General features: G+C 63.3%; 15 protein-coding genes. 6 read left to right on the forward strand and 9 right to left on the reverse strand.

From position 1 onward, the window contains the following. Positions 1 to 59: 59 nt before the first annotated feature. Both ABEA12_RS01745 and ABEA12_RS01750 read right to left on the reverse strand, forming a co-directional pair. Positions 60 to 1,622 (reverse strand): M23 family metallopeptidase, encoded by a 1,563-nt coding sequence (locus tag ABEA12_RS01745; RefSeq protein WP_345466066.1) that lies wholly within the window; start codon positions 1,620 to 1,622, stop codon positions 60 to 62. Positions 1,623 to 2,522: 900 nt separating this feature from the next. Then, a complete protein-coding gene (locus tag ABEA12_RS01750; protein WP_345466069.1) occupies positions 2,523 to 3,185 on the reverse strand; it encodes a TrmH family RNA methyltransferase in 663 nt (220 codons plus the stop codon). Between the two features lie 175 nt (positions 3,186 to 3,360). Here ABEA12_RS01750 and ABEA12_RS01755 point away from each other — a divergent pair, with 175 nt between their 5' ends. Together ABEA12_RS01755 and ABEA12_RS01760 are read left to right on the forward strand one after the other, a co-directional pair. Continuing rightward, positions 3,361 to 4,368 (forward strand): magnesium and cobalt transport protein CorA, encoded by a 1,008-nt coding sequence (locus ABEA12_RS01755; RefSeq protein ID WP_210102148.1) that lies wholly within the window; start codon positions 3,361 to 3,363, stop codon positions 4,366 to 4,368. 135 nt (positions 4,369 to 4,503) lie between these two features. After that, entirely contained in the window at positions 4,504 to 5,292 is a 789-nt protein-coding gene (locus ABEA12_RS01760; RefSeq protein WP_210102691.1) for an HAD-IIA family hydrolase, read from the forward strand. A gap of 72 nt (positions 5,293 to 5,364) precedes the next feature. On the opposite strand, the gene ABEA12_RS01765 is transcribed toward ABEA12_RS01760, so the two are convergent. The 3 genes from ABEA12_RS01765 to ABEA12_RS01775 all read right to left on the reverse strand — a co-directional run bounded on the left by ABEA12_RS01765 (position 5,365) and on the right by ABEA12_RS01775 (position 8,350). Further along, on the reverse strand, positions 5,365 to 6,570 hold the full coding sequence (locus tag ABEA12_RS01765; RefSeq protein ID WP_210102149.1) for an amidohydrolase family protein: 1,206 nt from the start codon (positions 6,568 to 6,570) through the stop codon (positions 5,365 to 5,367). Between the two features lie 104 nt (positions 6,571 to 6,674). Further along, positions 6,675 to 7,913 carry an MFS transporter gene (locus ABEA12_RS01770; RefSeq protein ID WP_210102150.1) on the reverse strand — a complete coding sequence of 413 codons (1,239 nt, stop codon included), beginning with the start codon at positions 7,911 to 7,913 and terminating at the stop codon, positions 6,675 to 6,677. An 83-nt stretch (positions 7,914 to 7,996) separates the two neighbouring features. Then, positions 7,997 to 8,350 carry an ArsR/SmtB family transcription factor gene (locus ABEA12_RS01775; protein WP_210102151.1) on the reverse strand — a complete coding sequence of 118 codons (354 nt, stop codon included), beginning with the start codon at positions 8,348 to 8,350 and terminating at the stop codon, positions 7,997 to 7,999. Positions 8,351 to 8,503: 153 nt separating this feature from the next. On the opposite strand from ABEA12_RS01775, the gene ABEA12_RS01780 reads away from it, so the two are divergent. Genes ABEA12_RS01780 through ABEA12_RS01795 form a run of 4 tightly spaced genes read left to right on the forward strand, consistent with a single transcriptional unit; the run spans position 8,504 to position 13,488 of the window. Continuing rightward, positions 8,504 to 10,129: an ABC transporter substrate-binding protein gene (locus ABEA12_RS01780; protein ID WP_345466074.1), complete on the forward strand. Its 1,626-nt coding sequence runs from the start codon at positions 8,504 to 8,506 to the stop codon at positions 10,127 to 10,129. Next, positions 10,111 to 11,139, forward strand: coding sequence for an ABC transporter permease (locus ABEA12_RS01785; protein WP_345466077.1), 1,029 nt, complete (start codon positions 10,111 to 10,113; stop codon positions 11,137 to 11,139). Before ABEA12_RS01780 ends, ABEA12_RS01785 begins: the two co-directional genes overlap by 19 nt. Beyond that, positions 11,132 to 12,775, forward strand: coding sequence for an ABC transporter permease subunit (locus ABEA12_RS01790; RefSeq protein WP_210102152.1), 1,644 nt, complete (start codon positions 11,132 to 11,134; stop codon positions 12,773 to 12,775). Before ABEA12_RS01785 ends, ABEA12_RS01790 begins: the two co-directional genes overlap by 8 nt. Then, a complete protein-coding gene (locus ABEA12_RS01795) occupies positions 12,772 to 13,488 on the forward strand; it encodes an ABC transporter ATP-binding protein (protein WP_210102153.1) in 717 nt (238 codons plus the stop codon). The genes ABEA12_RS01790 and ABEA12_RS01795 overlap by 4 nt, the downstream gene beginning before the upstream one ends. 1,092 nt (positions 13,489 to 14,580) lie before the next feature. Here ABEA12_RS01795 and ABEA12_RS01800 read toward each other — a convergent pair. From ABEA12_RS01800 to ureE, 4 genes are read right to left on the reverse strand one after another with little or no spacing between them, the layout of a single operon-like run. Further along, positions 14,581 to 15,474, reverse strand: coding sequence for an urease accessory protein UreD (locus ABEA12_RS01800; RefSeq protein WP_210102154.1), 894 nt, complete (start codon positions 15,472 to 15,474; stop codon positions 14,581 to 14,583). Positions 15,475 to 15,482: 8 nt separating this feature from the next. Next, positions 15,483 to 16,094: an urease accessory protein UreG gene (ureG, locus tag ABEA12_RS01805; RefSeq protein WP_210102155.1), complete on the reverse strand. Its 612-nt coding sequence runs from the start codon at positions 16,092 to 16,094 to the stop codon at positions 15,483 to 15,485. Between the two features lie 54 nt (positions 16,095 to 16,148). Beyond that, the gene (locus ABEA12_RS01810) at positions 16,149 to 16,850 is read right to left on the reverse strand and encodes an urease accessory protein UreF (RefSeq protein WP_210102156.1); all 702 of its coding nucleotides are present in this window, start codon (positions 16,848 to 16,850) and stop codon (positions 16,149 to 16,151) included. Continuing rightward, the gene (gene ureE, locus ABEA12_RS01815) at positions 16,831 to 17,304 is read right to left on the reverse strand and encodes an urease accessory protein UreE (RefSeq protein ID WP_210102157.1); all 474 of its coding nucleotides are present in this window, start codon (positions 17,302 to 17,304) and stop codon (positions 16,831 to 16,833) included. Before ureE ends, ABEA12_RS01810 begins: the two co-directional genes overlap by 20 nt. Between the last annotated feature and the right edge of the window lie 25 nt (positions 17,305 to 17,329).

The following is a 17,329-nucleotide window of genomic DNA, read 5'->3' on the forward strand; positions in this document are numbered from 1 at the left end:
ACTCCTATGTAGATAAGGAATGTGTGGGGAGTAGACCTCGTTGGCTACTCCCATCCTATCTACTTGTGTGCTGGATCGCTCGCGGGCTGACACAACAGCACCGAAAGGGCTGCTGGCGCCGATTCACGTGTCACTGCGCCTTCGGCTGGATTGCATTGCGCCAAGTCCGTTTCACATTGGGGCTCAGCAATCTTTTCCGGGGCGTCATTTGGATCCTGCGCCTCTTTCTCCGGTTTCGCTTCCTTCTTCAGGTCGGGCTTGAGCGGCTCGCATTTATCCTCCTCCGGAGTCGGGTCTCCAGCCTTGGGCTCCGTTGGCTCCGCGCTCGGTGGCAGCTCTGCCTGACCGGTTGGAACCGCACTGGGTTCCTCTGGCTCCGGCGTGGGCTCCGTGATTCTTGGCGGCTTGTTGCCTTCCGGCGGCGATGTGCTTGGCGCCGGTGTCCTGGGTGCTGGAGTCGGCGCCGAAGCGGTGGGTTCCGGGCTCGAATCGGGAGCAGGCGGGGTCTTCGACGGCGGTGATGGATGCGTGGGTTTGGGCGAAGCGGTATGCTGCGGAGCTGGCTTGCTGCTTGGCGTCGGCTTGCTGCTCGGGGCGGGGTTTGTGCTCGGCGCCGGGTCGATCATCGGACGCGGCTTGACGTGGGACCGGGTCTTCGTCGGCGTGGCGCTTGGTGTCCGGGTACTTGCTGGCTCCGGGCTTGCAACGTGTGTCTTGGGGGCCGCGTCCGGACGCTCCTGGCGCCCCCGGGCCTCGGCCACGGGTGCTCCGGCGTTACGAATAGGTTCTGCCGCGATGGTGGTGCGGCGCGAATCGATCATGGGATTGGGCTGGCCCGAGATCGGGGGCAGGAAGTTCCGAGGGTCGTTCCAGCGCCCATTGATGATCACTTCGAAGTGCACGTGGCAGCCGGTGGAGTTTCCCGTCGTGCCGCTCAATGCAAGGAGTTGACCCTGTTTGACCTTCTCCCCCACCTTGGCAATGAGTTTCGAGTTGTGGCTGTACCCGGTGCGCACCGAAGACCCGTTATCAAGAGTGACGCGCATGCCCGAGTGTCCTGCCCAGGCGGATTGGATGACTGTGCCATCTGCCGATGCATACACCGGGGACCCGCACGGGATGGCATAGTCCTGGCCGATATGGATCTGGGTTCCGGGACCTGTCGGATTGTTCCGCCAGCCATACGGGCTGGTGATGTGCCGGGAGGTGACCGGGTGTATCAGCCGGAGGTTTCCCGGCAGCGTCCCAAGCCGGCCCATGTTCTGGCCTACCAAGACGCCCACGGCATTCCGCCCGGCGGCGCGCGGCGCCGAACCGGGATTTCCCGAATTGAAAAGTGCCGAACGCCCTGTTTCCCATTGGCCGTCTGCCGCAATGCTGGTGATGTCCGGCGCTTGCCAATTAATGGCGTCCACGCCGCTGAGCAATGAAACGGTGACGGGCGCCACGTAGTCCTCCGACGCCTGCATCGGCGCGGCGATCGCCTGCGGTGCGAGCTGGTCCACGGCGCCGCCGAGTCCTGAGGCCCCGGACAATGCCATGGTGGCGGCCAAAACGAGGCCCAGAGCAGGAATACTCGGAGATTTCTTGCCGGTGGCGTTCGGCGGCCATCCCCGATTCACCTGATGCTTTTTCAAAGGCCACAACCCCCCGCTACCTCGACCCTGAAGTTTTAGGCAGCGAGGTAAGGATCACGGTCCGTCCCGAGCCATCTACGCGTTCGTGTCACCCCAAGCAACCGATCGCTTAGGCATCACCGTAACGCACCCACGCGGAGGAATAAAGGGAAGATCCGCCTACGCGGCAAATTGTTGCCGCTTCCGCGTCGACCGATGCAGTATCCATGGCGGTTACGTGCCTGTAGGCCGACTCGCCATCACCTCCCGGATGCACTTGCCCTGATGTAGCCCTAGGTGGATTCGGCATGCGATTACGCCGTGGAGAGGGTACTGCCCCCGTCGCTTTGGCCCGGGTTGCTGCCCGTGGATGGCTCCTCGGGCCCCGGGTCTGGAGCCTTGCTCGGCAATGCTTCCTGAGGCACGGTGGGGGCGATGCTATCCGCCGCCGGGGTTTCCTCGCTTGGTTCGGATGTCGAGCTCAGTCAGGCTGTCGGCTCTTTCTTGGGAGCCGGGCATAGCTTGTTTCCGCTTTTTCGTTGCAGACGGCCCCGGTGATTGGACTCGGGTGGGCCGGAGAGAGCCAAAGGACGGGTGTGGCCAGTACCGTGATCCCCCAGCACCACGGATATGGGGTCCTTGGGCTTGCAGCGCAGCTCGCGCCGTTTGGGCAAGTGGAGATAGTGGTTGACCGGGTGCTTGTTCACCGGCGTTGCGCTCCGGTGCCCGTATCCAAGATGTTGGCCGTTGCCCTGCGGCCTTTGCTTGCCGCCGGGCGGTGGGCCATCGTTGCGTCGGCTTGGTTCCAGTGCCGGAGGCCTGGGCTCCACGGCAACGTACGTGGCGTGGGCCGAACAGGGGGCATTGCCTAAACGTTTGGCTTTCTGGCCAAAGGGATAACTGCGGCTAGACGGACTGGTTGAAAACGTGGCGCCGCACCCACGCATGCATCGCAATTCCCGCAGCGGAAGCGGCGTTGATCGAGCGCGTGGAACCGAATTGCTCGATCGAGAGGGTCGTCTCGGCGCTGCGGTGGATTTCTTCGCTGAGCCCTGGCCCCTCTTGGCCGAAGACCAACACGCAGTTGCGCGGCAATTCGTAGGTTTCCAGCTTTTGCGAATCCGGGAAGATGTCGATCCCGATGATCACAAGGCCTTCACCCTGGGCCCAGGCAACGAATTCTTCCACGGTGGGGTGGTGGCGGACGTGCTGGTAGCGGTCGGTGACCATGGCACCGCGCTTGTTCCACCGCCGGCGTCCGATGATGTGCACTTCCTTGGCCAGGAAGGCGTTGGCGGTACGCACCACGGTGCCGATGTTCATGTCGTGCTGCCAGTTCTCAATGGCGATGTGGAAGTCGTGACGGCGCGTATCTAGGTCGGCGATGATCGCCTCCATTGACCAGTAGCGGTATTTGTCGGCGACGTTGCGCCTATCCCCCGACCCCAGGAGCTCGGGGTCGTAGTGGTCCCCGACCGGCGGCTCGCCTCCCCACGGGCCGACCCCCACCTCCGGGCGTTCTTCATGGACGGGGTCGTATTCGAGGGTCTGAGGCTCAGTGGGGTTCACGGCAGAAGTCACTCCCCAAGGATAGTCGCCATTGTTCCCATGACGGTTTCTCCCGCAGGACACCGCCCCCGGGAAAGTTGTATCGGTGCTCGCATCGCCCCTGATGATGGCAAACTGAACTAAAGCACTTTTGGTCCGTCGGGGATTCTCCCGTCCGGTTACGCGAGGAGGGGCCATGCCCATAATTGACAATGCGATTTACGTTCAGGGCAAGCGCGTGATCCATCCTCCGGACCTCAACTCCACCTTCGAGTCCATGAGCGAATCCGGTGGCATGGGATGGCTTGGCCTTTATCGCCCGAATGAGCAGGAAATGCGCGAAGTCGCGGAGGAACTGGGACTCCACGAACTGGCGGTCGAGGATACGCTCGCCGGACACCAACGTCCGAAACTTGAACACTACGGCGATCACCTCTTTGTCGTCCTGCGCCCGGCGCGATACCTCGACGATGTGGAAAAGGTCGAGTTCGGGGAACTCCACGTCTACGTTGGATCGCGATTCGTGGTGAGCGTCAGGCACGCTGAATCCCCCAAGATCGCAGAGGTCCGCAAGCGTCTCGAGGGGGATCCCGAGCTGTTGGCCATCGGCCCGGAAGCCGTCCTCTACGCGGTACTCGACCAGGTCATCGACGAGTACGAGCCGGTTGCCAATGGGTTGGGCAATGACATCGATGAGATCGAGGACCAGCTCTTTTCCGGGAAGACCGATGTTTCGCGGCGGATCTACGAACTTTCCCGAGAGGTCATAGAGTTCCAGCGGGCCGTTGCGCCACTGGACGGGGTGTTGGAGCGGCTTCGCTCAGACATGAAGCTCGCGGACCTCACACCGGAGGAATCCGTGGAACTTGACCGAAAGCTCATGGATGTCCAGGACCACGCACTTCGCGTGGCCGAACGCGTTGCAGCGTTCCGGGCCCTGTTGACCAACTTGCTCTCGCTTTCCTCGACCCTCGCCTCGCAGCAAGCAACAGAGGCAGGCGTGAACCAAAACGAGCAGATGAAGAAGATCTCTTCCTGGGCGGCGATCCTCTTTGCACCAAGCTTGATCGGCAGCATCTACGGGATGAACTTCGCCAACATGCCCGAGTTGGACTTCAGGTTTGGCTACCCGGCGGCGCTTGCCCTGATGGTGGGCCTCAGCGTCGGTCTATTTGTCATCTTCAAGAAGAACAATTGGTTATAGGCGCCTGCAGGCTTCGTACAGGGCCATGGAACCTGAAAGACTTGGTCATCGCAGGTTATCTATTGAAGGGAACACCCACTCGTGCCAACGCATGAAGCACGCAACGTCCACGACCTTGAATGCTGGCTCACGGACATGGACGGGGTGCTGGTCCACGAGAACCATGCCATCCCCGGGGCAGCAGAGTTGATTGCGCACTGGGTCGCCACCGGCAAGCGGTTCTTGGTGCTGACCAACAACTCGATCTACACCCCCCGCGACCTGCGAGCGCGGCTGTTGACCTCCGGACTTGATATCCCCGAAGCGAATATCTGGACCTCTGCCATGGCCACGGCTGAGTTCCTGCGACGGCAGCGTCCGGGCGGGCGGGCCTTCGTGATCGGAGAGGCCGGACTGACCACCGCCCTGCACGACGCCGGGTTCATCCTCACGGACCAAGATCCCGACTACGTGGTGTTGGGTGAAACCCGCACGTACTCGTTCGAGGCGATCACCAGGGCGATCAGGTTGATTGCCGCCGGCGCGCGGTTCATCACCACCAACCCCGATGCCACCGGCCCTTCCCCCGAGGGGTTGCTTCCCGCCACCGGGTCAGTGGCGGCCTTGATCACCCAGGCCACCAACCGCGAGCCCTACGTGGTGGGCAAGCCAAACCCGATGATGTTCCGTTCGGCGTTGAACCGGATCGACGCGCATTCCGAAACCACGGCAATGATCGGTGACCGCATGGACACCGACATCATTGCCGGCATGGAGGCCGGGCTGTTGACCATCCTGGTGCACACGGGGATCACCAAACCCGCCGATGTCGCATTGTTCCCGTTCCGCCCGGACATGGAGCACACGTCGGTGGCCAGCCTCCTGGCAGAGCTCCAGGAAGGTCCCAGCGGCGAAACCATGGACTCCGGACCGCACGAGGACTGATTGCATCGCGACGTCTCGTGGTGGCCGGACCCTGAGGGTGCGCGGCCGTCCCCGTACCAAGGTCACGACCTGCTAGAGAAGTTCGAGCTGGTCCGCCACGACACGGCCGTCATGGATGACGGTGCGGTCGGTGCCGCGGTCCATCACCGCGCTGGTCACCGTTTCCCCGGCAAGCAAGACAATGTCCGCACGGTCTCCCACATTGAAGCCCGGACGCTCGCTGGTTGAACGCAACCGGCGAAGGCCCGGGTCCATGATGCTTGCCCCGCCCCAGGTGGCGATGGCCGCAGCATGCTCAATCAGTTCGTCCTGTCTGAGCCCATGGGTAAAGGCCAATTGCCACGTGCGCGAGAGCATGTCACAGTCCCCGTAGGGGCTCCAGTAGTCCCGCTGGCCGTCCTGGCCCAGCCCTACACGGATGCCTGCCTCGGTCATTGCTGCCAGGTTGAACTGCTTTCCCTTGGTGGCGGGGGCGATTGTCGCCCACGAGATATCCAGGGCGCTCATCGCCTCCATGACCCGGGCCGTGGCCGCCTCGGAAACGTTTCCCAGCTCGTAAGCGTGCGATAGCGTCACCCTGCCCTCCATACCCAAGGCCCTGGTTCGCTCCAGGATGAGCTCGGTGCTGAAATGCGCAAGATGCCCGGGCTCGTGAAGGTGGATGTCAATGTCCACCTGGTGCTTTTCGGCCAACCGGAACACGATGTCCAGGTGCTGGACCGGGTCCCTGTCCAGTTCGCAGGGGTCGATCCCGCCCATCACGGTGGCTCCGAGCTTCAGTGCTTCTTCCATATAGGCCACGGTGCCCGGTTCACGCAGCAACCCGGCCTGCGGGAATGCCATGATCTGCACCTCGGCGCCGGCTGCGTGCTTTTCCTTGGCCGCCAGGACGGCCTCAAACTTTTCAAGCTTGCAGTTGGCATCGATCTGCGCGTAGCTACGCACCCGTGTGGTGCCGTAGGCAATCATCCGCTCGAGGGTCCCGGCAACCCGCTCGGGCAGTGGCACCTCGGCATCACGCCAGTTGTTGCGGTCGTTGAGCATCATGCCCCAGACACCGGGGCTCCCGGTATGTGCGCGGAACGGCAACCCGATACGGGTCGAGTCAAGATGCACATGGACATCGGAAAACCCCGGAATGGCAAGCCGGCCGCGGCCATCAACCACCCCGGCGTCGGGGAGGTGTGGATCGTGCGGAGTGACGGCGCTGATCAGCCCATCAGTGATCTCCAGGTCAACTGCCTCTTGGCCCCAAGGCCGGGCATTGCTTACAAGCACCGTGTATCTCCCTCTTTTTCTTCTGCCTGCCGTGTCTTTCCGCCAGCATAGAGCCTAGCCGTTCAGCGAAGGCAAGACCCGGGAACCATCCTCGGCGCCGTCACCTAGCTGGTTTCCTGGCCTCTGCTGGCTGCAGCAATGTGCGTCATGGATTTCCAGACAAGCAGCAGGATGATCAATGAGCCGACGAACCCCGCATAGAACGGTGCCCGGTAGCTGAAGGCCTGGCCCAGCACACCGCCCAGCAGTGAACCCAGTGCGATTCCTCCCACGCCACCGAGCATGTACACCGAGTTAACCCGGCCGCGCAGCCGGTCAGGCACCAGGCGTTGGCGCACCGTGGAGGATACCGAGCCCCAGACCAGGGTATGGGCCCCGAAGAGGAACAGGACGCCCATCGCCACCCATGCCTGGTGGGTGAGCACTAGGGCAAGGTGGGTGAAGGTCTCCAGAACCAACCCCGTCCGCAGCAGCGTGGCGTAGCTGAACCTGCGTTCAAGCCATGGGAACAGCAACGACCCAATAATGCCGCCCACGGCACTGGCGCTCAGCAAAAGGCCGTATCCGACGTCGCCGAGCCCCAGCTGCCCAGTGGCATAGAGCACCAGCATCGCCAGCGTCGCCCCGAAGGTGACGTTGAAGGTGGTGATCAAGATGGCCAAGGTGCGCACCGCGAAATGTCGGCGCATCCAGCCAAGGCCCTCGCGGATTTCACGCAACATCGAGGCCTTGGCCGCCGGGACGCTCCCTGCCTGAGGCAACGGGACTGCAACCCGCGAGTAGAGCACCACCGCGATCGCCAGCAATGCCGCGAACCCCGCATAGGGAAGTGCGTAACCGAGGGCAAAGAGCACGGCACCAAGCGGCGGGCCCGCTAGTTGGTTGGTCACCGTGATGGTGCCAAATAGCCGTGAGTTGGCCAGCCCCAGTTGGCGGCTTGGCACCAATGAGGGGATCAGCGAGGTGGACGCGTTATCCGCAAAGGCCTCGGCTGTTCCCAGCACAAATAGGCAGCCATAGAGCACCGGCAGGCTCAAGGCCCCGGAAAAAATGACCAAGGCCAGGCCGATGAGCGCCAGCATCCGCAAGAGGTTTACCAGGATCATGAGCTTGCGCCGGTCAACCCTGTCCACGACGGCACCGGCGAGAAGCCCGAAGAGCACCCACGGGATCTGCTGCGCAAAGGGCGCCAGGGCAACAGCCAACGGGTCGCGGCTGATGGTGGTGACCAGCAGCGGACCTGCGGCTAGCAGCATCCCGTCACCGAGGTTACTGACGCTGGCACCGGCCCACAGCCAGCGGAACGGGACCGGCAGCGAGTTGCTAGAGGACTTGGTGTTCACGGGCTACAGCGTACGCGCTTGTCCCGTTGCGCCATGTCATCTCGCACAATCTTTGATTGCCGCGCCGGGCGATTCCTGCTGGTTTAGTGCTGCGGGTGCTCGGGGTGCAAGTCAGAATGAGGTGCCTGCATTTGGTGAAGCAGCCGGTGGACCTCTGGATTGCTCAGCGTCCAGCGGCGGTAGCGGCCGTCGGTGCGCACACTGACCACTGCTGCCTTGTGCAAGGTGGCCAAGGCCTGGGTCACCGTGTTGGCACCCAACGCGGTAGCGGCGGCCAATTGGCTCACCGAGGAGTCGGGGGCTGCGTGCATGGCAATAAGGATCTTCATCCGGGTGGCGTCGGCACACAGTGCAAAGACGTCGATCCATTCGGGCATGTTCTGCTCGGAACGGGCCACTGCGTCTGCCCCGATCTTGCTCCGGTCCGTTTCCGGCATGTGCGTCGCTCCAGTCCCGTGCTGCTGTCCAGCGTGTTAATATATCGGACATATTTCGCCAACAGATCATCTGTCCAGACAGACAGATGTACTGTGGAAGCATTCCCGTCTCCCTCCTGCCCGTTGACCTGGGTGAAAGGACATGTCCTGAAGGTGACCATACTTCAACGCCCGCTGTCACTAGTCTTCCTTGGCTCCATACTATTGGCCAGCACCGGATGTGCCTCTGCACCTCCCGGGCAGGGCGCCCCAGTCCCCAGCGACTCATTGGCCTTGCTCACCGCGGCCCTGCCCGAAACGTTGAACCCACTGGCGGGGTTCGACAACAACGGCACCGGCAAGGTCAACGAATCGCTGTACACCCTCCAGGGCACCGCCGACCAACTGCCGGATATCGTGCCGCTGCTGGCCTACGGCGAACCAACCGTGTCGAGTGATGCGCGAAGCTGGACCGTCCCGTTGCGCCAGGATGCACGATTCAGCGATGGAACAGACTTTGACGCAGCCGACGTCGTGGCCAGCTACAAGACCGTCATGGACCCGGCGAGCGCTTCGCCGATCATTGGAACGTTGAGCAACCTCAAGGACGTCAAGGCGCTGGACTCCCATACCGTCAAATTTACGCTGCACGAATCACAGGTTTCCTTCAAGACCGCCCTGCTCATCGGCATCGCCCCCTCCGAAAGCATCGAGCCCGGCCAGCGCGTCGAGGACTCCGCGTTGAACCGCGCGCCGGTGGGCACCGGACCCTACACCGTGGATGCGATCTCCCCGGCACGGCTGGTCTTAGTGGCCAACCCGGATTTCCGTGACGGAGAGGCCGCGCTCAAGCGCGTGACCTACGAAGCCGCGCCCGATGACAACGCCCGGGCCCAACGCATGATGGCCGGGGATTTCCACGGCACCGTACTGCCCCCTCGCCTGGCCCAGACGTTCGCATCCAACCCCGAATTCGACCTCGTGAACGCCACCTCCGCAGACTGGCGCGGGCTCTCGCTTCCTGCCGGGAATCCCCTGACAAAGGACCCGAAGGTCCGCCTGGCAATGAACCTTGCGGTGGACCGCGTGTCGCTCATTGACGGTGTGCTGGCCGGATCCGGACGCCCCGCCAACACCTTCGTATCCCCCGAATACGGTGACGCATTCGAGTCCTCGGCGGTATTTGCCCATGACCCGCCGCGCGCGGCTTCCCTGCTTGATGATGCGGGCTGGGACACGGGGGACGATTCCATGCGTTCGAAGGACGGCACTCCCGCCGCATTCACGCTCATGTATAGCCCCGGCGATCAACTACGCCGGGACCTGTCACTGGCATTTTCCGCCCAGATGAAGCAGCTGGGCATCGACGTCTCGGTCGAGGCAGCGACCTTCGACCAGGCCGAGCCGAGAGTGGGCACCGACGCGATCATGCTCGGCGGAGGCGACACCCCCTATGACGTGGACACCCAGCTGTACAAGATGCTGCACTCTTCCTACCCGGCCACCGGCGCCTACTACGACAACCCGAGCAAGTTCTCCGATCCGGCGATGGACCGCGCACTGGAGGCCGGTCGCACCACCCTAGACCCGTCCAAGCGTGATGCCGCCTACCGCGAGGTCCAGCGTCTGTACGTCAGCGAACCGTCAATGGTCTTACTCGCCTTCGTCGACCACACCTATATCCAGCGTTCCTCCGTCTCCGGGTCGTGGCAAGGCACCGGGACCCTGCTCGAACCCCACGACCACGGAACCGCATGGGGTCCGTGGGTAAAGATCGGCCAATGGGCACCCAAGCAATGAGCATGCACCACCGGGTGACGGGTCTTGCGGCCCCGCGTTCGCGTGCCGGTGAGGTCATTGCCCTGCTGGGCTGCCGAGCCTTCGTAGGCTTCCCCGTCACCGTGGGTATCACCGCCGCGGTCTTTTGGCTCGCTTCCCTGGCACCCTTCAACCCGTTGGCCCTCTACATGGGCTCGCAATACGAACAAGCGACTCCCGCCCAACGCGAGGAACTGGCCCAACAGCTAGGCCTCAACGATGTCTGGTATGCGATCTGGGGACGCTGGGCGGCAGCGGCATTGCACGGGGACTGGGGAACATCGCGGGTGTTTGGCCAGCCGGTAGCCCAGGTCCTCTCCGAGCGGTTGCCCTACACTGCACTGCTGGTGGGTCTGGGGTTGCTGACCGCCATCGCCTTGTCAGTGCTTTTAGCCGTGGGTGCCGCACGTCGTCCTGGTTCGCTCGTTGACGGCCTAGCCTTGGGTCTTGTCCATATCGCCCAGGCCATCCCTCCCTTCGTGATGGGATTGGTGGCCATCGCCATCTTCGCGATCCACATGGGCCTGCCGGCCGGCGGCGCGAGCGCTTCAGGAGCCGATCCCACGCCCGGCGGCCTCGCCCTGCACTTGGTGTTGCCAGTGGGAGTGCTCGCCGTGACCCTGCTGCCGTGGCTGGTGCTGAACCTGCGGGCCTCGCTGCTCGAGGCGTTGGACAGCGACGCAGTGCTCGCGGCGCGCGGACGCGGGCTGGGTGAATCCACGGTGCTGCGCACCCACGTGCTGCCGGTGGCGTTGCTGCCGTTCGTGACGGTGGTTGGTGCCCGGATCGGTGAACTCGTCACCGGTGCCCTGCTCATCGAAGCGGTGTTCTCTTGGCCGGGGCTGGCCTCGGCGACCGTATCCGCGGCGAGCGCAGGCGACTTCCCGCTGCTGGCCGCCGTCACGGCACTGACCTGCGCTGCGGTCTTTGCCGGCTCTGCAGTGGCCGATGCCTGCTATCTTCTCCTCGATCCACGGGTAAGCGATGTCTAGGCGACGCGCGCTTGCGCTGCTCCTGCTCGGGACTGCTGCCTTGTTCGCCTTGTTGGTCCCGTTGCTGCAACCGCTTGATCCGCGCGCGGTGGATCTTGAAGCGGTGTTGCAGCCGCCCTCGGCCGAACACTTCTTTGGCACCGACCAATTGGGGCGTGATGTGTGGGTCCGCTCCGCCCAGGGCCTGCGCATGTCCCTGCTTTTGGCATTGGTGGCTTCGGTTTTCTCCACCGTCTTGGGAGTCGGGGCGGGACTGCTGGCGGCGTGGTGCGGCGGCATCGTGGACCGCGTGTCCATGCGTGTTGTCGACGCGACAAACGCGTTGCCGCACCTTTTGTTGTCGGTGGTCGTTGTGGCGTTGTGGCGTGGGCAATGGTGGGCGATCGTACTTTCGATTGCCTTGACGCACTGGACCCAGGTGGCACGGATCGTGCGTTCGAGGCTGCTGAGTGAACGCACCACGGACTACGTGGCGCTGGCTCGGGCCTCGGGCGCCGGAACCGCCGCCATCTGGTTCACCCACCTGCTTCCGGCAGTTGCACCACAGGCGGCCATCGCCTTGGTATTGCAACTGCCTCACGCGATCTGGCATGAAAGTGCGCTGTCCTTCCTGGGCGTGGGGCTACCGCCCGAATCAGCGTCACTGGGTTTGCTGCTCGAAGACGCCCGGGGAGGTCTGCTGGCCGGAGCCTGGTGGCTTCTGGTGTTCCCCGCCGGGATCCTGATCCTGGTCAGCTTCTCCACCACTTCGATGGTGGACACCGCGGGAACCAGCCGACTGCGTCCCGCTCTGGCACGGGCGTTCACTCGCGGTCCGCGGTCTGCGGCATCGGCAGTGGCCCGGACGGCCCGTCCTGAGACCCATGGGCAGCGCCCCGGCAGCCCCGCGATTCTCGCGCAGGACGTGGAACTGTGGCTGTCCTCCAGCGCGAATCCCGGCGTGGGCTCGAGGGTGCTCAAGGGCCTTGATTATCGCGCCGAGGCCGGGTGCATCAACGTCATTCTCGGTGATTCGGGTGCCGGCAAGTCCCTGCTGCTGCGCACGCTGACCGGGCTCCTTCCTGCCGGTGCCCGCTTCACGGGCACGATCGCGATCAACGCGCAGATGCTTGATACCTCGGGGCTGGCCGACGCGCGGGGCACCGAAACGGTGCTGGTTCCTGGCTCGGCCGGCACCGCCCTGAACCCCGTAAGGACCGTTGCATCGCAAATGCGGCAAATGCTCAAGGCCGCCAGCCGACCCTTCGCCCCCGTCGATATCATCGAGGCCCTCGGAGTTGCAGACATCGACAGCTCGTTGGCCAACCGATACCCCCACGAGCTTTCCGGCGGGCAGGCCCAACGGGTGGCCCTCGCCCTGGGTGTCGCCGTCGGCGCTCGTATCCTCTTGGTGGACGAGCCAACCAGCTCCTTGGATGCCCAGACGGTGGAGCACATTGAGAGGCTCCTGCACTCCCAGGCCGGTGCCGGGCGCACGGTTGTCATGGTGACCCACGATGTCGCTTTGGCCCGCCGCATCGCCGACTTCGTGGCCGTGGTCAAGGACGGAGTAGTCGTTGAGTCCGGTCCGACCGACAGCGTCCTGGGCAAGCCCCGGCATCCCGCCACGTGTTCACTCTTGGGTGCGCTGAGATGAGCCTGGAGCTTCGCGACATCGACTTCAGCCATCCGGGTACCGGTCCGGGCCCAGGGAAGCTGCTTGACGGAGTCCATCTGGTGGTGCGTGCGGGGGAAATCACGGGGCTCGGCGCCCCTTCCGGCGCCGGGAAATCGACGTTGCTGCGTATCGCGGCATTGATGAAGCCGGCAGATTCGGGCTCGGTTCTCATTTCCGGACAGGCCTTTTTTCCAGGGTCCTCGGTCCCGGTGGCGGCACGTCAATCCGTGGGAGTGGTACTGCAGTCACCGCGCACCTCAGCCGATCCCCGCTTGCGGCTCGACTCCTTGATCAGCGCGCCACTGGCCTTCCGCGATCGTGCCGTTCGCCCCCGCCCTCAGCGCTACGCGCAACGATTGGCCGAGCTAGCAGAACTGGTCCACTTGGAACCGGCCCTTTTGCGTCGCTACCCGCATCAGGTCTCGGACGGGCAGCTCCAGCGGGCCATGCTGGCACGCGCCTTGGCCTTGGAGCCAGCGGTACTTCTTTGCGACGAGCCCACGGCCCAACTCGACCCGGGAACCACTGCTTCCATCCTCGGGGTATTGGCGGGCCATGCCGCGGCAGGGGCTGCCGTGCTGGTTGCCTCGCACGATTACACCGCCCTGGCCAGTGTTGCCCACACGATGGTGGAGCTCGCGCAGATCAATGGCGCCCCTAAAGATCAAACGGGCCGGTCCCGGGCGTCGTGAGAGCGAGCCTCACCAGGGAGCGTTCCGGAAAGAAGCGGGATCAGGGGCGCGCGGCAGGCCCATGCCCCACGCTGTCCCTTGGCTTGGAAACCTGTTGCCCGCTCCGCAGCGAGAGCGGGCCCCTGGCGGGATTTTGGCCCCAGGATACGGACGGGGGTCGCCAGCCATTTTCCAGTGGCGCATCGTCTCGGTGCTCAACGTGTCATAAAACGGAACCTCAATCCAAGACCTGATAACTTCCAACGTCCCGAGAACGAAGAAACCGGTCAGCAGCCTATCGGTCGGCGAATGAACCCAGGTTAAATACAGCCACAGCAAAGGCCATGGGGGTGTCCTATTTCCGAGAGATTCCCGATGGTGCTCTCCGGGGTATGGCCAGTTCCACCGCGGAGCACCACGACCAACAAGATCGATGCAACCAACCAACAGCTCGGGGCTACGAAGATGATGCGCAACAAGTATCTTGGGAGCGTTCGGCGCATGTGGAATCGTCGCGCATCTTAATCCCACATCATGGCCCCGCGATGTCCACCAGCGCAAAGGCAATCCACCACGAGCCGGTGATTGCCAGGCCTACCCCAATCGTGGAAAGCCCCACGGCAACACCGGCCTAAGGACCCAGCAGGATTACAGCTATTGCGATACCCTCCATGTCGAAGCAGAGCGGTAATTCCAGCCAACCCACAAGGGCGAGTCCCAGGACGTTCAAGAGAATACCTGCCAAGAAAAGGATGGATTTTCGTCTCTTTCGCTGCGCCCGCACCCACAGCAATGATGCACTGCGGGACTGGGCGCGTTGGTCCCGGTCCGACGACCAGAACCGGATCGAGCGTCATCGTCGGGGTCTGCGCGGCATCCGGGCTATGCTCTTCCCATTGGGTTGCTTCCAGGTCCGATGACCCCAGGAAGCGGACGATTAAGCCGACAAGCTTGGGGGCTGGCTCCCGTTCCTCCGATTCGGCAGGCGTCGTAGCCAGTGGTGCGTGCGCGGCACCTCTTGCTGGTCTCCACGGTGCTGCGTTTCCTGTGGAACGCAATCCGGCGAACTACCTCGGCGTAGGAATATCTCCGGCGGCAAAGTGGGGATTGGGCCTAGTATTTGCGCAGATTCAACGGTTTTTGACCTCGCAAGTGGTGGCGAAGGTCGTCAATGACTGCCACCAGGACGGCATTGATGGCCTCGGTGGAGTGTGACAGTGCGCGCACCGCGACGCCGGGTCCCGGCACTTGGCTGATACCCAGGTGCACTTCGCTGCGCTGGGCATCACCGATCCGGTAGGCCAACTCACGGATGCGTTCAACATCATCGCTGCCGATATTCGCATCGATGCCCAGCAGCATCCCCACATGTGTGTAGTCCTGCAGGAACAGCAACGAATCCAGCGAGTCCTTGCCCGGTTTAACCAGCAAGTTATCCAACACCGCCAGCCGCCCGTTCACCGAGACCTCGGTGCGCAGGCGCACCTGGTCATAGCGGAAACGTTTCCCGTCCGGACTCCAACCGGGGGTCAGCACCTCACAGATCAGCAGGCTGGAGTCCTGCTCCATTGCCACCTCGGTGAACTGCCGATAGTCGGCGCCGCGGTAGGCAATGAGCTGGTCGGGAATGTACTCGAGCACCGCACCGGCACCCAGGCGTACCAGCATGTCCTGCCGGGCGTGGGTATCCGGAGTTTTGTACACTTTCGTTGCCGACTGGGTGGTCAGCAGGAGGCTGGTTTCCTCGTCCACGGAGATTTCGATGCCATAGTTGTCCCCACCGAGGTATCCTCCGCCGGGGTTCACGATGGTGTAGCAAACCTGGGCGGTGTCATCGAGGTAATGAGGGCGCAGGATCCGCAGCGCACCCTGGTGGTATTGCCTGGTGGCGATCGCTTTCCCTGCGCGGGTTCCGACCTGAAGGCGCAGTTCCCCGACTAGTTTTCTCCCGGCAAAGGGCGAGGGGCCCAGTTCCCTGATCACGCCCGTCGGGATCGTTGGTGGCATGGCGGTTCCTAGCCGAGGTCCAGCATCAAGACCTCGTGCTTGAGCCAGTCAATAACTGCATCCAGGCCATCGTCGGTCTTGAGGTTGGTGAAGCAGAAGGGGCGATCGCCACGAAATTCCCTGGAGTCGCGTTCCATCACCGTAAGGTCGGCACCCACGTAGGGTGCCAGGTCGGTCTTGTTGATGATGAACAGATCCGACTTGATCATGCCTTGGCCCGCCTTACGCGGGATCTTCTCGCCCTGGGCCACGTCGATGATATAGATGGAGAAGTCAACAAGTTCCGGGGAGAACGTTGCCGAGAGGTTGTCTCCCCCGGATTCAACGAAGATGACCTGCAGGTCAGGGTGCTTGGCCTTGAGCTCCTCGATGGCGGCCGAGTTCATCGAGGTGTCTTCGCGGATGGCCGTGTGCGGGCAGCCACCGGTTTCGATGCCCACGATCCTGTCCAGCGGCAGCACCCCGTTGGCCGCCAATATCTTGGCGTCCTCGATGGTGTAGATGTCGTTGGTGATCGCCGCCATCGAGATCTCGTCGTTGAGCCGCCGGGTGACCCGCTCGATGAGCTGGGTCTTGCCCGCTCCCACGGGCCCACCAATGCCAATGCAAATCGGTTCCATCTTTGTACTCCTTCGAATCGTAGGTTTCCTGAAATCCGTTCGCCGGTTCTCCGGCTAGGACATGAACATCCGGGCACGCAGGTGCTCGTGGCGCATTTGCGCAATTTCCAGCCCCGGTGCCGCGACCCCGAGGTCTTCTTCTTTTAGCGTGAAGATCATTTCCACGGTGTCCAGTACCTGGGCATGCATTTTACGCTGCACCCGCTGTCCGGCGTCCTGTCCGATGGGGATCCCGCGGATCGCGTTCTGCGTCATCGAGGTCACCGTGGAAAACAGGTAGGCTGCCACGGTGTCGGCGCACGGGGCACCTGCACCGCGAGCCCCCAGTGCGAAGGCAATGCCCGGGTGCCCGGCGCAATGCCCCGCAGCCACCTGCCGGCGGTACTCCTCCACTTCGGGCGTCGGGAAGACGCTGGTTGCCACATGCAGCATGCGCGCGCCCATCTTTACCCCGGCCTCGCGGATCTGCCGCGGCACGGCAGCGCCATGGACCAGCGCATCGATGCGTGCGAGCTCGTCACCGCTCGTCGTTTCGTGTGCCAATCGCACCGCCAGCCCGTCGGTGTAGGCCAGCGACTGGGAGAGGAACTTGCCCAGCCACGTGCTGAAGCTTGCTTCGTCGTGCACCATGCCGGTGGACAGGTAGCTCTCCAAACCCAGCGAGTGGCTGAACGCGCCGGTGGGCAGCGCCGAGTCGCTAAGCTGCAGCAGCGTGAGCAGATGGCCCGCCGGGGAGCTAGTGGGTGTGTTCTGCATGGCGGAACGGCACCGGCATCACGCGTTCCTGACGCCGGTAGTCGGTGCCCTGGTGCTTGAGGAAGTCCTCGACGGTGTGGTCGTACTGCACCACCATCACCGCCGCGGCATAGTCCGAATCGGTGTCGAAGAACTGGGCCTGTAGGTGCCTGTTGCCCAGCGCGTGGGCCACCTGTCCCATTTCGAAGACGCTTCCCGGTGCAATGACCAACACGTCGGTGGCCAGCACCGAGATCGTGATGATTTCCTTCTCGTTGCGCAGCAGGATATCCCCGTCTTCGAGGTCCGGCCCGGGAGCCAACCGGATCCCCAGTTCCTTGCCATGGTCGGTCTTGACGCGTTGTATGCGCTTGACCAGGGCGGAGGAAGGCAGCACGACCTTCTCTTCGTGAAGGTGCGCCAGCTCGGCATCGGGGACATCGCGTTTGTTGCCCAAGAGCTGATCGATAATCATGAAACTCCTTGTGGATTGGCGGCTG

This window comes from Paeniglutamicibacter antarcticus, from assembly GCF_039544305.1.
Lineage (GTDB): Bacteria > Actinomycetota > Actinomycetes > Actinomycetales > Micrococcaceae > Paeniglutamicibacter > Paeniglutamicibacter antarcticus_C.